The sequence below is a fragment of the Flavobacterium sp. HJSW_4 genome (assembly GCF_042436695.1).
Taxonomy (GTDB): Bacteria; Bacteroidota; Bacteroidia; order Flavobacteriales; family Flavobacteriaceae; genus Flavobacterium.
In genome coordinates this window covers 132901-147495 of record NZ_JBHNPP010000007.1, presented here as the reverse complement: position 1 = coordinate 147495, position 14595 = coordinate 132901, and the positions used below count along the sequence as shown (strand labels likewise).

The 14595-nt window shown below is 33.8% G+C and carries 16 protein-coding genes; 12 read left to right on the top strand and 4 right to left on the bottom strand.

What is annotated here, in order from left to right; translation table 11 throughout:
- Positions 1-20 precede the first annotated feature (20 nt).
- The gene (locus ACE01P_RS09065; RefSeq protein ID WP_095928390.1) at positions 21-395 is read left to right on the top strand and encodes a hypothetical protein; all 375 of its coding nucleotides are present in this window, start codon (positions 21-23) and stop codon (positions 393-395) included.
- 86 nt (positions 396-481) lie between these two features.
- Here ACE01P_RS09065 and ACE01P_RS09060 read toward each other — a convergent pair whose 3' ends face one another.
- Both ACE01P_RS09060 and ACE01P_RS09055 read right to left on the bottom strand, forming a co-directional pair.
- Complete coding sequence (locus tag ACE01P_RS09060) at positions 482-1258, bottom strand: alpha/beta fold hydrolase (RefSeq protein WP_379696488.1); 777 nt, start codon at positions 1256-1258, stop codon at positions 482-484.
- Between the two features lie 174 nt (positions 1259-1432).
- Entirely contained in the window at positions 1433-2236 is an 804-nt protein-coding gene (locus ACE01P_RS09055; protein ID WP_379696486.1) for a TIGR00266 family protein, read from the bottom strand.
- A gap of 176 nt (positions 2237-2412) precedes the next feature.
- On the opposite strand from ACE01P_RS09055, the gene ACE01P_RS09050 reads away from it, so the two are divergent.
- Both ACE01P_RS09050 and ACE01P_RS09045 read left to right on the top strand, forming a co-directional pair.
- Positions 2413-2769: a hypothetical protein gene (locus ACE01P_RS09050; RefSeq protein ID WP_379696483.1), complete on the top strand. Its 357-nt coding sequence runs from the start codon at positions 2413-2415 to the stop codon at positions 2767-2769.
- Between the two features lie 87 nt (positions 2770-2856).
- A complete protein-coding gene (locus ACE01P_RS09045) occupies positions 2857-3375 on the top strand; it encodes a ferritin (protein WP_331139082.1) in 519 nt (172 codons plus the stop codon).
- 59 nt (positions 3376-3434) lie between these two features.
- Here ACE01P_RS09045 and ACE01P_RS09040 read toward each other — a convergent pair whose 3' ends face one another.
- On the bottom strand, positions 3435-4727 hold the full coding sequence (locus ACE01P_RS09040; RefSeq protein ID WP_379696481.1) for an aminopeptidase P family protein: 1293 nt from the start codon (positions 4725-4727) through the stop codon (positions 3435-3437).
- A 265-nt stretch (positions 4728-4992) separates the two neighbouring features.
- Between ACE01P_RS09040 and ACE01P_RS09035 the strand changes: the two genes are divergently transcribed.
- The 5 genes from ACE01P_RS09035 (at position 4993) to ACE01P_RS09015 (ending at position 8068) form a co-directional block, all read left to right on the top strand.
- Positions 4993-6168, top strand: a complete 1176-nt coding sequence (locus tag ACE01P_RS09035; protein ID WP_379696478.1) for a DUF5018 domain-containing protein — start codon at positions 4993-4995, stop codon at positions 6166-6168.
- Positions 6169-6266: 98 nt separating this feature from the next.
- The gene (locus ACE01P_RS09030; protein WP_379696476.1) at positions 6267-6644 is read left to right on the top strand and encodes a nuclear transport factor 2 family protein; all 378 of its coding nucleotides are present in this window, start codon (positions 6267-6269) and stop codon (positions 6642-6644) included.
- A 179-nt stretch (positions 6645-6823) separates the two neighbouring features.
- Positions 6824-7375, top strand: coding sequence for a hypothetical protein (locus ACE01P_RS09025; protein WP_379696473.1), 552 nt, complete (start codon positions 6824-6826; stop codon positions 7373-7375).
- A 62-nt stretch (positions 7376-7437) separates the two neighbouring features.
- Positions 7438-7809, top strand: a complete 372-nt coding sequence (locus ACE01P_RS09020) for a hypothetical protein (RefSeq protein WP_379696470.1) — start codon at positions 7438-7440, stop codon at positions 7807-7809.
- A gap of 79 nt (positions 7810-7888) precedes the next feature.
- Positions 7889-8068, top strand: a complete 180-nt coding sequence (locus ACE01P_RS09015) for a hypothetical protein (RefSeq protein WP_379696468.1) — start codon at positions 7889-7891, stop codon at positions 8066-8068.
- Between the two features lie 283 nt (positions 8069-8351).
- Here the strand turns inward: ACE01P_RS09015 and ACE01P_RS09010 are convergent, their stop codons facing one another.
- The gene (locus tag ACE01P_RS09010) at positions 8352-9713 is read right to left on the bottom strand and encodes a hydroxymethylglutaryl-CoA synthase family protein (RefSeq protein ID WP_379696465.1); all 1362 of its coding nucleotides are present in this window, start codon (positions 9711-9713) and stop codon (positions 8352-8354) included.
- A 356-nt stretch (positions 9714-10069) separates the two neighbouring features.
- Here ACE01P_RS09010 and ACE01P_RS09005 point away from each other — a divergent pair, with 356 nt between their 5' ends.
- From ACE01P_RS09005 to ACE01P_RS08990, 4 genes are all read left to right on the top strand, one after another.
- The gene (locus tag ACE01P_RS09005; protein ID WP_379696462.1) at positions 10070-10735 is read left to right on the top strand and encodes a succinate dehydrogenase cytochrome b subunit; all 666 of its coding nucleotides are present in this window, start codon (positions 10070-10072) and stop codon (positions 10733-10735) included.
- An 11-nt stretch (positions 10736-10746) separates the two neighbouring features.
- Complete coding sequence (locus ACE01P_RS09000; protein ID WP_379696459.1) at positions 10747-12747, top strand: fumarate reductase/succinate dehydrogenase flavoprotein subunit; 2001 nt, start codon at positions 10747-10749, stop codon at positions 12745-12747.
- 95 nt (positions 12748-12842) lie between these two features.
- Entirely contained in the window at positions 12843-13589 is a 747-nt protein-coding gene (locus tag ACE01P_RS08995) for a succinate dehydrogenase/fumarate reductase iron-sulfur subunit (protein WP_379696457.1), read from the top strand.
- Between the two features lie 211 nt (positions 13590-13800).
- Entirely contained in the window at positions 13801-14577 is a 777-nt protein-coding gene (locus ACE01P_RS08990; protein WP_379696454.1) for a DeoR/GlpR family DNA-binding transcription regulator, read from the top strand.
- Positions 14578-14595: the final 18 nt, after the last annotated feature.

Here is a 14595-nt window from a genome sequence, read left to right as displayed (position 1 = left end):
AACCAAATATTTTAATACACATGTCTGATTTTTTACAAAATTTCCAAAACGATTTAAAAGAGAATGTTAACGGATTTATTGCTGTTTCGGTTACAGAAGTTGAAACAGGAATGTCTTACTGCTCTTTAACAGTAAAATCTGATTTTGATCCAGAATTGGCTTCGGCTTATAATTTAGAAGTTGTAAAAGCTAAATTAAATGCGCTTAGAGCTTTAGGATTAAATCAAAAAATAAACGATATTTTAATTACCCTTACAGATCAGATTCACATTATTGATGTTTCTGAAGATGGAAGATATTTTATCTACTTAGCGGTAGATTCTACTAAAGCAAATCTTGGATTAACAAGAGCGACTTTATCTAAATACAAGAAAGACATTACTTCAAAGTTATAACGATATTTTGCCCCCAAGAATGAGAAAAAGGCTGTTTCAACCCTCGGTTAGAAATGGCCTTTTTTGATTCTGATAGTTTCAGATTGTTATTCGAAGAAATCTAATAAAACAGCTTTTAGCGTTTCTTTGTTTTCAATCTGGCTCATGTGTCCGTCTTCAAATGAAACCAATTCTGCGGTTGTGTCTTCAATTTGAGAAAGGCTTTCTTCGTAATTTAAAACGGGATCTTTTTTGCCTAATATCAATAAAATTGGAAATAAATTTTTGCGTACCAATTCTTCTCGGTCTTTTCTAATTTTCATTCCTTCTTGAGAAGCGATAATTCCTTGTAAAGGTGTTTTTAAAGCTTCTGTTTTTACTTTTTCGATTTCTTCTGCTAATCGAATTCTATTGTTTTCGCTGAATAAATTTGCAATGGCTAAACTCACAAAACTCACATAATTTTGTTTTACAGCTTTAATGGCACGTGTTCTGTTTAGTTTTCTCTCTTCGCTGTCTTCTTTAGAAGTTGAATTCAGTAAAACTAATTTTCGGATTTTGTCTGGATATAATTCGGCGAAAGCCAAACCAACATAACCGCCCATCGAATGTCCGACGATGATGGCTTTTTCAATCTTTAAATCTTCCAAAACTGCATTTACAACATCGGCATTATCTTCCATTTTATGAACATAGCCCAAACAATCAGATTCGCCATGACCTAGTAAGTCGATTGCAACAACGCGATATTTTTCTGAAAAAAGAGCAACATATTCTGACCACATTTTTTTGTTTTCTAGAAAACCGTGAAGCAAAACAATTGTATTTCCTTTTCCTGAATCTGTAAAAGAGATATTGGTGTTTTTATAAAGAATATTTTTCAAAATGATGTTTTAAATGTAAAGTGCAAAGGTAGGAATTGAGAAATCATATAAGAAATATAAGTTCATTTGAGTTAAAAATATTGATTGATCAAGTTTAATATTTAAGTTAACTAATATGGCTTATGTGGTTGTGAAAAAAAACGGCTTCCATTTCTGAAAGCCGTTTCTGTAAATTTAAAATCGATTATCGCCGTCTAAAAGATTTCCTAATCCGCCAAGGAGACTTCCTTCATCTCGGCTATTTCCGCCAGATCTTGGTGCCGATGCAATGATGCGATCTGCTAATCTTGAGAAAGGCAATGATTGTATAAAAACCGTTCCTGGACCTTTTAAAGTGGCATAAAATAATCCTTCTCCACCAAAAATAGAATTCTTAATTCCGCCAATAAATTCAATATCATAATCGACATCTTTGGTAAAACCAATAATGCAACCAGTATCTACTTTTAGGACTTCGCCGTGAGCTAATTCTTTTTTAGCCATAGTTCCTCCAGAATGTACAAATGCCATTCCGTCTCCTTCAATTTTCTGCATGATAAAACCTTCGCCGCCAAATAAGCCTCGGCCTAATTTCTGAGAAAATTCAATTCCGACTGAAACACCTTTTGCAGCGCATAAAAAAGAACTTTTTTGGCAGATAAATTTGCCTTGAAATTGGGTCAAGTCAATAGGAAGTATTTTTCCAGGATAAGGTGATGCAAATGAAACTTTGCTTTTGGTATTACCTTGGTTTAAAAATGCCGTCATAAACAAGCTTTCGCCAGTAAGGACTCTTTTTCCCGCATTTAAAAGTTTGCCAAATAAACCTGATCCCTGTTGCTGTGAACCATCACCAAATATGGTTTCCATTTGGATGTTGTTCTCCATCATCATAAAACTGCCAGCTTCGGCAATTACAATTTCTTGTGGATCTAATTCTATTTCCACATATTGCATTTCTTCTCCAAAAATCTGATAATCTATTTCGTGTGCCTGCATAATTTCTAAATGGTTTGTTTCTAAAATTAGTCGAATGATGCTTTAGAATGTTACAGTTTTGGTGCTCTTAAGACATTTTTAAAAATATTTTAAGGATTTGTTATTTTAAATTAGTCTTAATTACGTGTTTAATTGCCTTAAATTATATATTTTTGCATCGTTATAATTTTATCAGAATGGCATTAGTTAGCGATTTGACCACCAAAGTATTATTTGAAACCGAAAAAGGATATAGTTACCAATGTGATTTGACCGACAGTATAATCATCAATTTTGTTGATACTGTGTCAAGTTATAAAATTCAGGATTTTTTGATTTTTCAAAGAAAGGTTAATAGCGTTGACATTCTTAATATGCTATATGATTTGTCTGACCAATCAGACGCGCAGTTGATTGAAACTACCAAAAGAAATTTTTCTAGAAATCTTACTATCTGTGAAATAGTGCAGTTGAGAGATTTATTAAACGGAACAAAATTTACTCTTACTTTACATTCTATGCTTTGTAGTGTAGCAAATGTTGAGCTTATTTAGATTCTTACTTAGATTAAATCCAAATTTTCAGACATTTAGGGCTACTCGGTTAAGTTTTTGTAATTTTACATTATAAAACTTAATGTTATGAAAGATTTACTAAGAACAAGCACGTCATTAACTGAAGGCGTAGAAAATATATTGAATTTACAGGCAAAATTAGAAAGCGATGCTTCTAACAAATATTTAGCTATGGCAGCATGGTTAGATAGAAACGGTTTTGCAAATACAGCAGGTTATTTGTATAAGCAAGCTGAAGAAGAAAGAGAGCATTTCTTGAAAATTTTCAAATTCATTACAGATATGGGAGGGATTGCAATTACGCCATCTGTTCCAGAAGTACAGCAAGAATTTGCTTCTTTTAGAGAAGTATTTGAAATTGCTTTGCAAAACGAAATTGCAGTTACTCAAGCAATCAATAAAGTAATCGCAAAATGTAGAGCTGAAAACGACTACGCTACAGAAGACTTTATGATGTGGTATGTGGCTGAGCAAAGAGAAGAAGAGAAAAACGCAAGAAGAGCGTTAGAACTTTTCGAACTAATCAACGGAAACGAAGCTGACGGTAAATTCCAATTAGACGTTCAGATTTCAAAAATCGGATAATTAACCGATTTATAAATTAAAAAAGCCCTTAATAACTACTATTAAGGGCTTTATTTTTTTTATTCATTCATCAAAGTTTCAATCTCATCTGCTTCAACAGGAATGTTACGCATTAAGTTGAAAGGTTCTCCTTTTTCCTGAACCACAACGTTATCTTCTAAACGGATTCCGAATTTTTCTGCTGGAATGTAGATTCCTGGCTCAACAGTGAAGACCATATTTGGTTTCATTGGTTCGTGAAGCAATCCGTAATCGTGCGTGTCCAATCCCATGTGGTGAGAAGTTCCGTGCATGAAATACTTTTTGTACGCTGGCCATTCTGGATTTTCGTTCTGAACATCAGCTTTGTCTAATAAACCTAAACCAAGCAATTCAGAAGTCATGATTTTGCCCACTTCAATATGATATTGTTTCCAAAGCGTTCCTGGCGTAAGCATTTTTGTTGCTTCGTTTTTAACTCTTAAAACCGCATTGTAAACTGCTTTCTGACGATCTGTAAAACGTCCAGAAACTGGAATCGTTCTTGTCATGTCGCTAGAATAATTAGCATATTCAGCAGCAACATCTAATAATAACAAATCTCCTTCTTTACATTGCTGATTGTTTTCGATGTAGTGCAAAACATTCGCATTGTTTCCAGAAGCGATAATTGGCGTATAAGCAAAACCTTTAGAACGGTTACGGATGAATTCGTGAGCCAATTCAGCTTCAACTTCATATTCTGTAACATTTGGTTTTACGAATCCTAATAATCTACGGAAACCTTTTTCTGTAATATCACAAGCATGCTGAATCAAATCGATTTCTTCGCTTTCTTTTACAGAACGAAGTCTTTGTAAAATCGGGTTGCTTTTTGCAACGTTGTGCGCAGGATAACGCTCTTTCCACCATTTTACAAAACGAGCTTCGCGAGTTTCTGTTTCAACAGTTGCGCGGTAATGTTCGTTCGTGTTGATGTACATCGTATCTGCATACGTCATCATTTCGTTCAAAACTTTATGAAAATCTTGTAACCAATAAACTGTTCTAATTCCAGAAACCTGAAAAGCACGTTCTTTTGTCAATTTTTCACCTTCCCAAACTGCGATATGATCGTTTGTTTCTCTCAAGAAAAGAATTTCTCTCTGGTGCTCATAAGGCGCATCTGGAAACAAAAGCAAAACACTTTCTTCCTGATCTACACCACTTAGATAAAAAATATCTCTGTGTTGCGCAAAAGGCAAAGTACTGTCTGCACTAATTGGGTAAATGTCATTTGAATTGAACACGGCAACTGAATTAGGCTTCATTTCTGCCATGAATTTTCTGCGGTTCTTCACAAAAAGAGCGCTGTTTATTTGATGATATTTCATAATTATTTCGTTTTTGAACTTCGAATTTCAAAATTACATATTTTAAATATATCGTGTGAAATTGATTTATTAAAGTTTTCTTATTTGTTTGGAGTTTTGACACGAAGACAGTAAGATGTAAAGTTTCGTTTTGTCTTACTGACCGTCTCAAAACTTTGAGAGAAGGATTAGTGTTCTGAAAATCTATTTAAAGGGAATGCGGTTTCCCGTAAAGAAATTGTGTTGTAAATGATAATATTTGCAATCATAAACTAACCCAAAATACATGAAAACTAAAATTACCCTATTTTCAATCATCTTTTTTATTTCTCTTTTAATGACATCCTGTGGTGCAGAGGAAAGTTTAAGTAACGAAAATACAATTCAATCTTTTGCCATAACAAAAGGAAGTGTTACCAAAGATTTTTCAATTAAAGAAAATATAATAAGTGGCATTGTAGAAAGTACATTTGAATTAGAAGATATAAACTTAAATGTTTCAATTCCTAAAAAAGCAACAATAAGCCCTGATCCAGCAACGATTAAAACTATTAATGGACCTCTTGTTTTTGTAGTTACAGCAGTAAATGGAGAAATGAAAAATTATAACGTAGACATAAAAAGAGAGCCAAGTACTGATAATTTCATTCTGGAAGTAAATGTAAAAACTTCGAATTTGTTATTAAACGTTGCGATTGATAATGAAAAAGGATTAGTAACGAAAAGAATTCCTGAAATTAATGACCTTAAAAATTTAAATGTCGAGTTTAAATTTTCAAAGTATGCAACTGTAACTCCAGACCCTAAAACAATAAAAGATTATTCTGAGCCCGTAAGCTTTACTGTTAAATCAGAATCTGGAGCAGAAAAGATCTATCAAGTAAAAATTGAGCATATGAATAGTTTTGTATCAAGATCATGTTCTGAAGCAAATGCATGGAAATGGTTTGGTGGAGATAACAGAACTAATGCTCCGGATATATTACCTTATGATAGGAATGTGGGAACTGGACAAGTAGTAATAGTTGATAAAAATTTGGTTCCTTCAACTTTTAGTATTCATCTTAATACAGGATTTACATACGATGAAAACAGACAAGAATATAATAAACCATTAACATTGAAATTAATTGTTAAGGATGCTAATCTTACTATTTTAGCAACTACAACTACAGAAGTGCCAGGGTATTTCAATGGAGGTTTTATTCCGTTTGATCTAAAAAAGTTTAATCTTTATTTAGAGGCAAATAAAAGCTATAGTTTTTATTGGTATTTAGTTGATGGCGAAAAATTAGGTGTCTCTGCAGGTAGTTCGGCTAGCACCGCTGCTGGAAGTGGATTCTGTTATAATACTGGTTATTCTGGACAATCTAAAATTAGCAAAAATAATAGCCTTGAAGATGAAAGTACTTGGTATAAACATGATTGGCATTTTAATATAGCATTAGAAGGAAAAGAATAAATAGAATTTGAAAAACCGAAGTCAATACAAGATTTCGGTTTTCTTTTATTTCATAAATTTGAAATTATTGTCTAAAAAACATTTTTAAGAATTAAATCATGACTAACAGAGAACAAATAATCAGAAATTACATTGAAGGTTACAATCAATTCAATATTGAAAAAATGACCGCTGATTTCGGCAATAATATTGTTTTTGAAAATGTAGCCAATGGAGAAGTAAATATGTCTTTAAAAGGAATAAAAGAATTTAAAGAGCAAGCAGAAGAGGCTAAAAATTATTTTTCAAGCAGAACACAAACCATTACAACTTTTAAGCATTTAGAATCTGAAACAGAAATAGAAATCGATTATCGAGCGGTTCTGGCAATGGATTTTCCAAACGGAATGAAAAAAGGAGACGAATTAAATTTAAAAGGAAAATCTGTTTTTGAATTTTCGGGCGAAAAAATTTCAAAATTGACTGATATAAGTTAAGATGAATTCAAGAGTTTTTTTATTGATAAAAACTACCGTGGAAAAGATTCAGAAGATAAATGATTGATGAATCACAAACAAAAAACGAATAGAAAACGTTGCTATTTATGAAAATCGTGGTTTTGCTTTAAGTCATAATATGGTTACGATTTCGAGACAATAAAATTTAAGAAATAATTATGAAAACAAAACACCGTTGCTTAATCGGATTACTATTTTTTCTAATCAGTTATTTATTCTTTTCAAAATTTTTGCCAAGTTTTAGCGATTCAATAGATTTTGCCCATTGGTTTAATTTAATTGGCGCGTGTTTTTTATTGTCTTTTAATGACGTATTTCCTAAAACGAAGATTCATAAAGTTGCTTCTGTTTTGACAACTTTGGGCGTTATTGCGCATATCGGACTTTGCACAATCGACTTTATAATGTCAAGCTACGGAGATAACGAAATTGCGAAAGAGGCATTAAGTCATCAAATTACAATTTCACCATTGATTTTTTATCCATTTATAGCGGTTGGGCCGTCTTTGCTTTTTCTTGGTTTGGCGTTGCACGCATTTGCTTTTATAAAAACAGAAACTGTAAAAACCCTAATGGTAATTGTTGGTTCGATTGCTGTCGGAATATCTTTTTTTGTTTTTAAAAATGGAATTTGGATGCTCTTGAGCTGTTTTGTTTTTTGTTTGGGATTAGCATTGTTGATTTTCGATGAGAAAAATATTGAAAGTTGATTCGGAATTAAAAAACAAAGAACTAATATTGTAAATAAATACTTTGAAAACTGAAATAGATTTTGAAAAAACATTTAAAATACCTGCTTTCCCTTTTTGTGGCTATGGTCATAATGGCGGGCGATGGTGTTTTGTATGTTCAATCTAATTCTCCAGAATATTATCAGTCTTCTTTTGTTGTTTCGAGAAAAGAAATAGATCTAAAAAATCTTCGAGTTTACGTTTTTAATCATGTTAAAAGAACTGGAAAGGCTTTATTTCCGATACTTTTAACTTGTTTCAGATTAAAGGAAATTTTGACTTTTCAAATTCATGTTATTCTGAAAATATACAAAAAGATTCGTTGTGATATAAATTCATTTATAGCAAAGTCGGTTTTTCTAAATGAAATAAATACTTCAAGCAATTTCAAGAAAAGTTTATACACGGCTTAAGGAAGCTGTTTTTCTAAGCCATTATGCTATTTTCATGGCATAAGATGATTCATAATGTCTAATCATTTATCATTTTAAAATGTATAAACAAACTCATAAAAAAGGTTTAGAGCAATCTAAGCCACGACTTCATTGGTTAAAAAGGAAATTAATTCTAATAATGACAGCTTTCATGCTCGGAATGGCAAACGGAATGCATACCGAAGATACGCGTCTAAAAGGAAATCAAAATTATACTGAACAGCATAAGAAGGATTGATTTTAATTAGAGAATGTGTCAATTTGGATAATTAGAAAATTCTTAATATTTGAAACTATGCGATTTTACCTTTGTTAAAGTTTAAAACTTTGACGAAGGTTTTTTACGCGATCCCGTCATTGCGAGGAACGAAGCAATCACATCGCGTGTGATGTTAGGTAGTGTGGTTGCTTCGTTCCTCGCAATGACAAACTGTATGTAAACAAAAAACCGAAGCAAACTGCTTCGGTTTTTTTATTTGGAATTTGGTCCCTAAGTCTCGGGATCAAAATTGGAAATTTAATTAATCCACCCATTTATAATAACGAGCTCCAATTAAAACAGGAATCTCTTTTTCGATTCTATCTAAAATCCATTCGTTTTTCGGAGTTCTGATGCTTTCTTTTTGTTCTTTTTTATGAAGACTTTCGTAAGTATTGAAATCAATTTCTACGCTTTCTTTTAAATTTTCAAAAAGCTTCACATTTGCTAGAGAAGATTCCCATTCTGGTTGAATTGTTCCTTCAAAAACTTTCGATTTAGATCCGCTTCCGTAAGCTAAGAAACCAAATTTAGTTCCTGCAATTTCCTTTTTAGTATCATAAAAATGAGCCAAAGTCGACAATAGCCCCATGAAAATAGAACCAGTGTAAAGGTTTCCAATTAAAGAAGACGCTAATTCAGCAGGTTGCAATTTCTCCGTTACAAATGTTTTGTAATCATCAGATTTTGCTACTTCTTTAATTTTTGTCTGATAATCTGCAGGTGCAATATCATCAGCAATAATTTTCTCGGCACTGTCTAAAGCATAAATTTCAGACAACATACGTCTTCCTTGGAAAGAATAAGGCAAGTGCATGATAATACTCGTCCAAGTATTATATAAAGTCTCAGTAGTATTTTTTAATTTTTTGAATGAAACGTAAGCATTGCGCGTACGATCCATATAGCATTGGTTAGAATACTGTCCATCAAAAACCGGCTGGTCTTTATGGATTTCGATTTCAGCTTCTAAGTTATCAAACCAAGAATCGTTGTTTGAGTTTTTTGTAATTTCTTCTTTAGAAATAGTTCTGTATGGTTTAAAGAAATCGAAAACACCTTTTGTGCTTGTAGCCCAATTATCATCAAAAGCAATAATTTTTGGGTTTGCAGTAATTAACATCGCAACCGCTCCAGCTCCTTGTGTGTATTCTCCACCAGAATTTAAATCGTATTTTGCAAAATCGCTAGTAACCACAATTGCTTTTTTTGTTGGATTCAATTTTACGAAATCAAGACAGTTTTGCATCGCGTCTACACCGCCAATACAGGCAAAAGTGAAATCTACAACATCGCATTCTGCCAAAGCATCTTCACCAAATTTTTGCTCCATTAAACTAATTAAATAAGAAGCAATTGGTTTTGAAGAGTCGATTCCGCTTTCAGTACCAACATAAATTCGGCTTATTTCGTTAAGGTTTATTTTATTGTCAAGGATAAGTTTTGTTAAGGCATTTGCTCCAAAAACAACAGCGTCTTGGTGAACGTCTGGAAAGGTCATTTTTAATAATCCAAGACCTTTTTCTAATTTTTCTGGTTCAATATTTCTGGCAACAGCCAAAGTTTTTATGGGTAAATGTATGTTTGCTACATCAAATGAGATAGCATCAATTCCTGTTTTCATTCTTTATTTTTTGAGCCGCTAAAGGTAAAACTATGTTGTGGAATGACAATTTTTTACTTAGACAAAATTTCTGCCGAAGAACACTTTTGAAGAAAATAAATCAAAACTTTGAATAAAATAACAATATGATAAATTTTCGGTAATCTACTTAGAGCTTAATTTTTTCTTTAAGGCTTAAAAAGCAGGATTTTGAGGTTCTCTATAGTGAATTATTTTTTATCAGCTCAATTTCTGTACGTAAAAATACGTAGAATTAGGCTATTTTAAAATCATTATAAATAACAGCGAAATGGTTGTAGTTCTTTTGTAATTGAATTATTTTTGTGTAATTTTTTAAAACAAACTACTTAACACTTATGGCACAATCTGCACTATTGAATGCTTCCATTTTAAAGAAAGTAGCTATGGCTCTTTCGGGAATATTCTTGATCACGTTTTTAGCGCTGCATGTTTCCTTAAATTTTATTTCTATAATTAGTGAAGACGTTTTTAACGAAGCTTCTCACTTTATGGGGTACAATCCGCTGATTCAGTATGTAATGCAACCAATTTTGGCATTCGGAGTAATTTTCCACTTTGTAATGGGATTTATTCTGACGGCTCAAAACAGCGCGGCACGACCAATTGCATACGCTAAATACAACGGAGCTGCAAACGCTTCTTGGAGTTCTAGAAATATGATTATTTCTGGATTGGTTATTTTGGCTTTCTTAGGATTGCACTTTTATGATTTCTGGTTTCCTGAAGTTAGCTATAAATATATAGCTGGAACAGCACCAGATGCTACAAGGTATTATGGTGAGTTAGTTCACAAATTCCATGATCCAATTCGTACAGCATTGTACTGTGTGTCATTTATCCTATTAGGATTCCACTTGTGGCATGGGTTTGCATCTTCTCTTCAATCTGTAGGGATGCACAACAAATACTCTAGATTTTTAGCGAAAGTTGGTTACTGGTTTGCAGTTGTAGTACCAGCAGCTTTTGTAATTATCGCTTTATTTCATCATTTCAATAATTAATATCAATTATAATGGCATTAGATTCAAAAATTCCAAATGGTCCTATTGCGGACAAATGGACAAATTATAAAGATCATATTAATTTAGTAAACCCAGCTAACAAACGTAACTTAGATATTATTGTTGTTGGTACAGGTTTGGCTGGAGGTTCGGCTGCGGCTACTCTTGCTGAGTTAGGATATAACGTAAAAGCATTCTGCTTCCAAGATTCTCCACGTCGTGCGCACTCTATTGCAGCACAAGGGGGTATCAACGCGGCAAAAAACTATAAAGGTGACGGTGACTCTATTTACAGATTATTTTACGATACTGTAAAAGGTGGAGATTACCGTGCTCGTGAGGCAAACGTTTACCGTTTAGCTGAAGTTTCAGGTAATATTATTGACCAATGTGTGGCTCAAGGGGTGCCATTGGCTCGTGAATACGGCGGATTATTAGATAACCGTTCTTTTGGAGGAACTTTGGTTTCTCGTACATTTTATGCACAAGGACAAACTGGACAGCAATTATTGTTAGGAGCTTACTCTGCAATGAACCGTCAAATTGGTCGTGGAAAAATTAAAATGTACAACCGTCACGAAATGCTTGACATTGTAATCGTGAACGGAAAAGCGAGAGGTATTATCGCTCGTAACTTAATTACAGGAGAAATTGAAAGACATTCTGCTCACGCAGTAGTAGTAGGTTCTGGAGGATACGGAAACGTGTTTTTCCTTTCTACAAATGCTATGGGAAGTAACGCAACAGCAGCTTGGAAAATTCATAAAAAAGGAGCGTTTTTCGCAAATCCTTGTTACACACAAATTCACCCAACATGTATTCCAGTTTCAGGAGATCACCAGTCTAAATTGACTTTGATGTCTGAATCTTTACGTAATGACGGTCGTATTTGGGTTCCTAAAAAATTAGAAGATGCTCAGGCAATTCGTGAAGGAAAGAAAAAAGCAACTGATTTATCTGAAGACGAAAGAGATTATTTCTTAGAAAGAAGATATCCAGCTTTTGGTAACTTAGTACCTCGTGACGTTGCGTCTCGTGCAGCTAAAGAAAGATGTGATGCTGGTTTTGGAGTTAACAAAACTGGAGAAGCGGTTTACTTAGATTTCGCAGCAGCAATCAAACGTTACGGAACTGAGGATGCTTATGTAAAAGGTTTAGATGATAAAGATGCTGCTTTGGTAACTAAATTAGGAGCTGCAATCGTGAAAAGTAAATACGGAAACTTATTCCAGATGTACTACAAAATCGTTGATGAGGATCCTTATACAACTCCAATGATGATTTACCCAGCGGTTCACTACACAATGGGTGGAACTTGGGTTGATTATAACTTAATGACTACAATTCCAGGATGTTTCTCAATTGGAGAATCTAACTTCTCTGATCACGGTGCAAACAGACTTGGAGCTTCTGCTTTAATGCAAGGTTTAGCTGATGGATATTTCGTATTACCTTATACTATCGGAGATTATTTAGCTCCAGATATTAAAATGGGTGAAATTTCTACAGATTTACCAGAATTCATTGAAGCTGAAAAAGCGGTAAAAGATCAAATAGAGAAATTTATCAATAATAATGGTAAACACTCAGTAGATTACTTCCACAAAAAATTAGGAAAAATTATGTGGAATAAAGTAGGTATGGCTCGTAATGCTAAAGGTTTAACTGAAGCTATCGAAGAAATTGCTGCTTTACGTGAAGAGTTTTATAAAGATGTAAAAGTGCCAGGAAGCGCTAACGAATTTAATCAGGAATTGGAGAAAGCAACTCGTGTTGCCGATTTCTTAGAATTAGGAGAATTGTTCGCGAAAGATGCTTTACACCGTAACGAATCTTGTGGAGGTCACTTCCGTGAGGAATACCAAACAGAAGAAGGAGAAGCACTTCGTGATGACGAAAACTTTGCATACGTTGCAGCTTGGGAATACAAAGGAAAACCAAGTGACGCAGTGTTACACAAAGAACCTCTTAATTACGAAAACATTAAATTAGTTCAAAGAAGTTATAAATAAGAATTTGGTCGAAAGCCAAAGTCTTAAAGTCAAAAGGCAAAATGTGCCAAGCGACTTTCGACTTTCGACTTTATGACTTTCAAACGAAAAAGGTTATGAAACTTACATTAAAAATATGGCGTCAAAAAAACGCACAAGATAAAGGAGGGATTGTAGAATATCCTATCGACGGAATCGAACCAGATATGTCTTTCCTTGAAATGTTAGATGTTCTTAACGAAGATCTAATCAACAAAGGAGAAGAGCCTGTAGCATTTGACCACGATTGTCGTGAAGGAATTTGCGGAATGTGTTCTTTATTCATCAACGGTGAAGCGCACGGACCAGACAGAGGTGTAACAACTTGTCAGTTGCACATGCGTATGTTTAAAGATGGCGATACGATTTTTATCGAGCCATTTAGAGCAAAAGCTTTCCCGGTAATTAAAGATTTAGTTGTTGACAGAAGTTCTTTTGACAGAATTCAACACGCAGGAGGATTTATCTCTGTAAATACTTCAGGAAATACAATCGACGCGAATACTATTCCAGTTCCAAAAGACGATGCAGACAAATCATTTGATGCTGCTGCTTGTATTGGTTGTGGAGCTTGTGTTGCAACTTGTAAAAACTCTTCAGCAATGTTATTCGTTTCTGCAAAAGTTTCTCAATACGCATTATTGCCACAAGGTAAAGTTGAAGCTACTGACCGTGTTTTACACATGGTTCACCAAATGGATTTGGAAGGTTTCGGAAACTGTACAAATACAGGAGCTTGCGAAATTGAATGTCCAAAAGGAATTTCGCTTGAAAATATCGCACGTATGAACCGTGAGTATTTAGCGGCAAGCTTAAAAGGATAATACACAATTTAGTATATTTGAAAAAACGCATTCATTAATTTGGATGCGTTTTTTTGTTGATTTCGATTGTACTCTGTTGGTGAGTTAGTTTTGTCTTTAATTCTTTCTTTAAACATCTGCAGTGAGCTTATGAAATCCTTTTTTAAGGTTTAACGGTTTCGCGGGCTACATTTAAATTCTTATTTTTGTAAATAGTAAAAAATCAATTGGCATGAGCACAGAAAATGAAGTTTTAAATTACAGCAAAGAAGAACGTAAAAATCATATTCTAAAAGAGATCAACCTGCACACGCGTGTAAGTTTTGAAACTCTTTCGGCGAAACTTGGCGTTTCTGAAGATACCGTTCGCCGTGATATTAATGAACTTGATGCTGATTCGCTTTTAATTAAAGTGAAAGGCGGTGCCATGACCAAAGGATATCACTATTCTTCCTCTAACCAAACTTATGCTGTCGAAGCCAAACAAGTTATTGCTGAAAAAGCCGTTGGTCTTCTTCATGATGGAATGGTTTTAATTGTTGATGGAGGAACTACTATTCGAGAATTCATTCGATTGATTCCAAACGATCTTAATCTGACTGTTTTTACTATTACTGCTTTAACGGCTGTTCAGCTTTTAGATAAGCCAAACATTAAAACGATTATGATTGGCGGAAGCATTTCTTCTTATAGCCAAATGTGCGTGAGTGGAGAAGCTTTTCATCAATTAGCCAATATAAAAGCAGATCTTTTGGTTTTAGGAACAAATGCTCTAGACGTCGACGGCGGTTATTCTGATTCTGATTGGGAAACGGTTCAGGTGAAAAAAGCAATGATTCAGGCTTCTAAAAAAACTGCGGTTTTAACCATTACTGAAAAGCTAAATACGGTTCTTAAAATGAAAATTGCGAGCTTGTCTGAGGTGAATTATGTAATTACCGAAGAAGAGCCAAATCATGTAAAATTACAGCCCTATAAAAGTGCTGTTCCAAGTCTTGTTGTGATTTAATTTTAAACTGATTTTAAC

Coding starts and splice junctions, on each gene's coding strand:
- ACE01P_RS09030 (WP_379696476.1), top strand. CDS start 6,267: ATGACTAACAGAGAACAAATAATCAGAAATTACATTGAAGGTTACAAT.
- ACE01P_RS09055 (WP_379696486.1), bottom strand. CDS start 2,236: ATGCAGGCACACGAAATAGATTATCAGATTTTTGGAGAAGAAATGCAA.
- ACE01P_RS09000 (WP_379696459.1), top strand. CDS start 10,747: ATGGCATTAGATTCAAAAATTCCAAATGGTCCTATTGCGGACAAATGG.
- ACE01P_RS09005 (WP_379696462.1), top strand. CDS start 10,070: ATGGCACAATCTGCACTATTGAATGCTTCCATTTTAAAGAAAGTAGCT.
- ACE01P_RS08990 (WP_379696454.1), top strand. CDS start 13,801: ATGAGCACAGAAAATGAAGTTTTAAATTACAGCAAAGAAGAACGTAAA.
- ACE01P_RS09045 (WP_331139082.1), top strand. CDS start 2,857: ATGAAAGATTTACTAAGAACAAGCACGTCATTAACTGAAGGCGTAGAA.
- ACE01P_RS09065 (WP_095928390.1), top strand. CDS start 21: ATGTCTGATTTTTTACAAAATTTCCAAAACGATTTAAAAGAGAATGTT.
- ACE01P_RS09015 (WP_379696468.1), top strand. CDS start 7,889: ATGTATAAACAAACTCATAAAAAAGGTTTAGAGCAATCTAAGCCACGA.
- ACE01P_RS09010 (WP_379696465.1), bottom strand. CDS start 9,713: ATGAAAACAGGAATTGATGCTATCTCATTTGATGTAGCAAACATACAT.
- ACE01P_RS09025 (WP_379696473.1), top strand. CDS start 6,824: ATGAAAACAAAACACCGTTGCTTAATCGGATTACTATTTTTTCTAATC.
- ACE01P_RS09035 (WP_379696478.1), top strand. CDS start 4,993: ATGAAAACTAAAATTACCCTATTTTCAATCATCTTTTTTATTTCTCTT.
- ACE01P_RS09050 (WP_379696483.1), top strand. CDS start 2,413: ATGGCATTAGTTAGCGATTTGACCACCAAAGTATTATTTGAAACCGAA.
- ACE01P_RS08995 (WP_379696457.1), top strand. CDS start 12,843: ATGAAACTTACATTAAAAATATGGCGTCAAAAAAACGCACAAGATAAA.
- ACE01P_RS09040 (WP_379696481.1), bottom strand. CDS start 4,727: ATGAAATATCATCAAATAAACAGCGCTCTTTTTGTGAAGAACCGCAGA.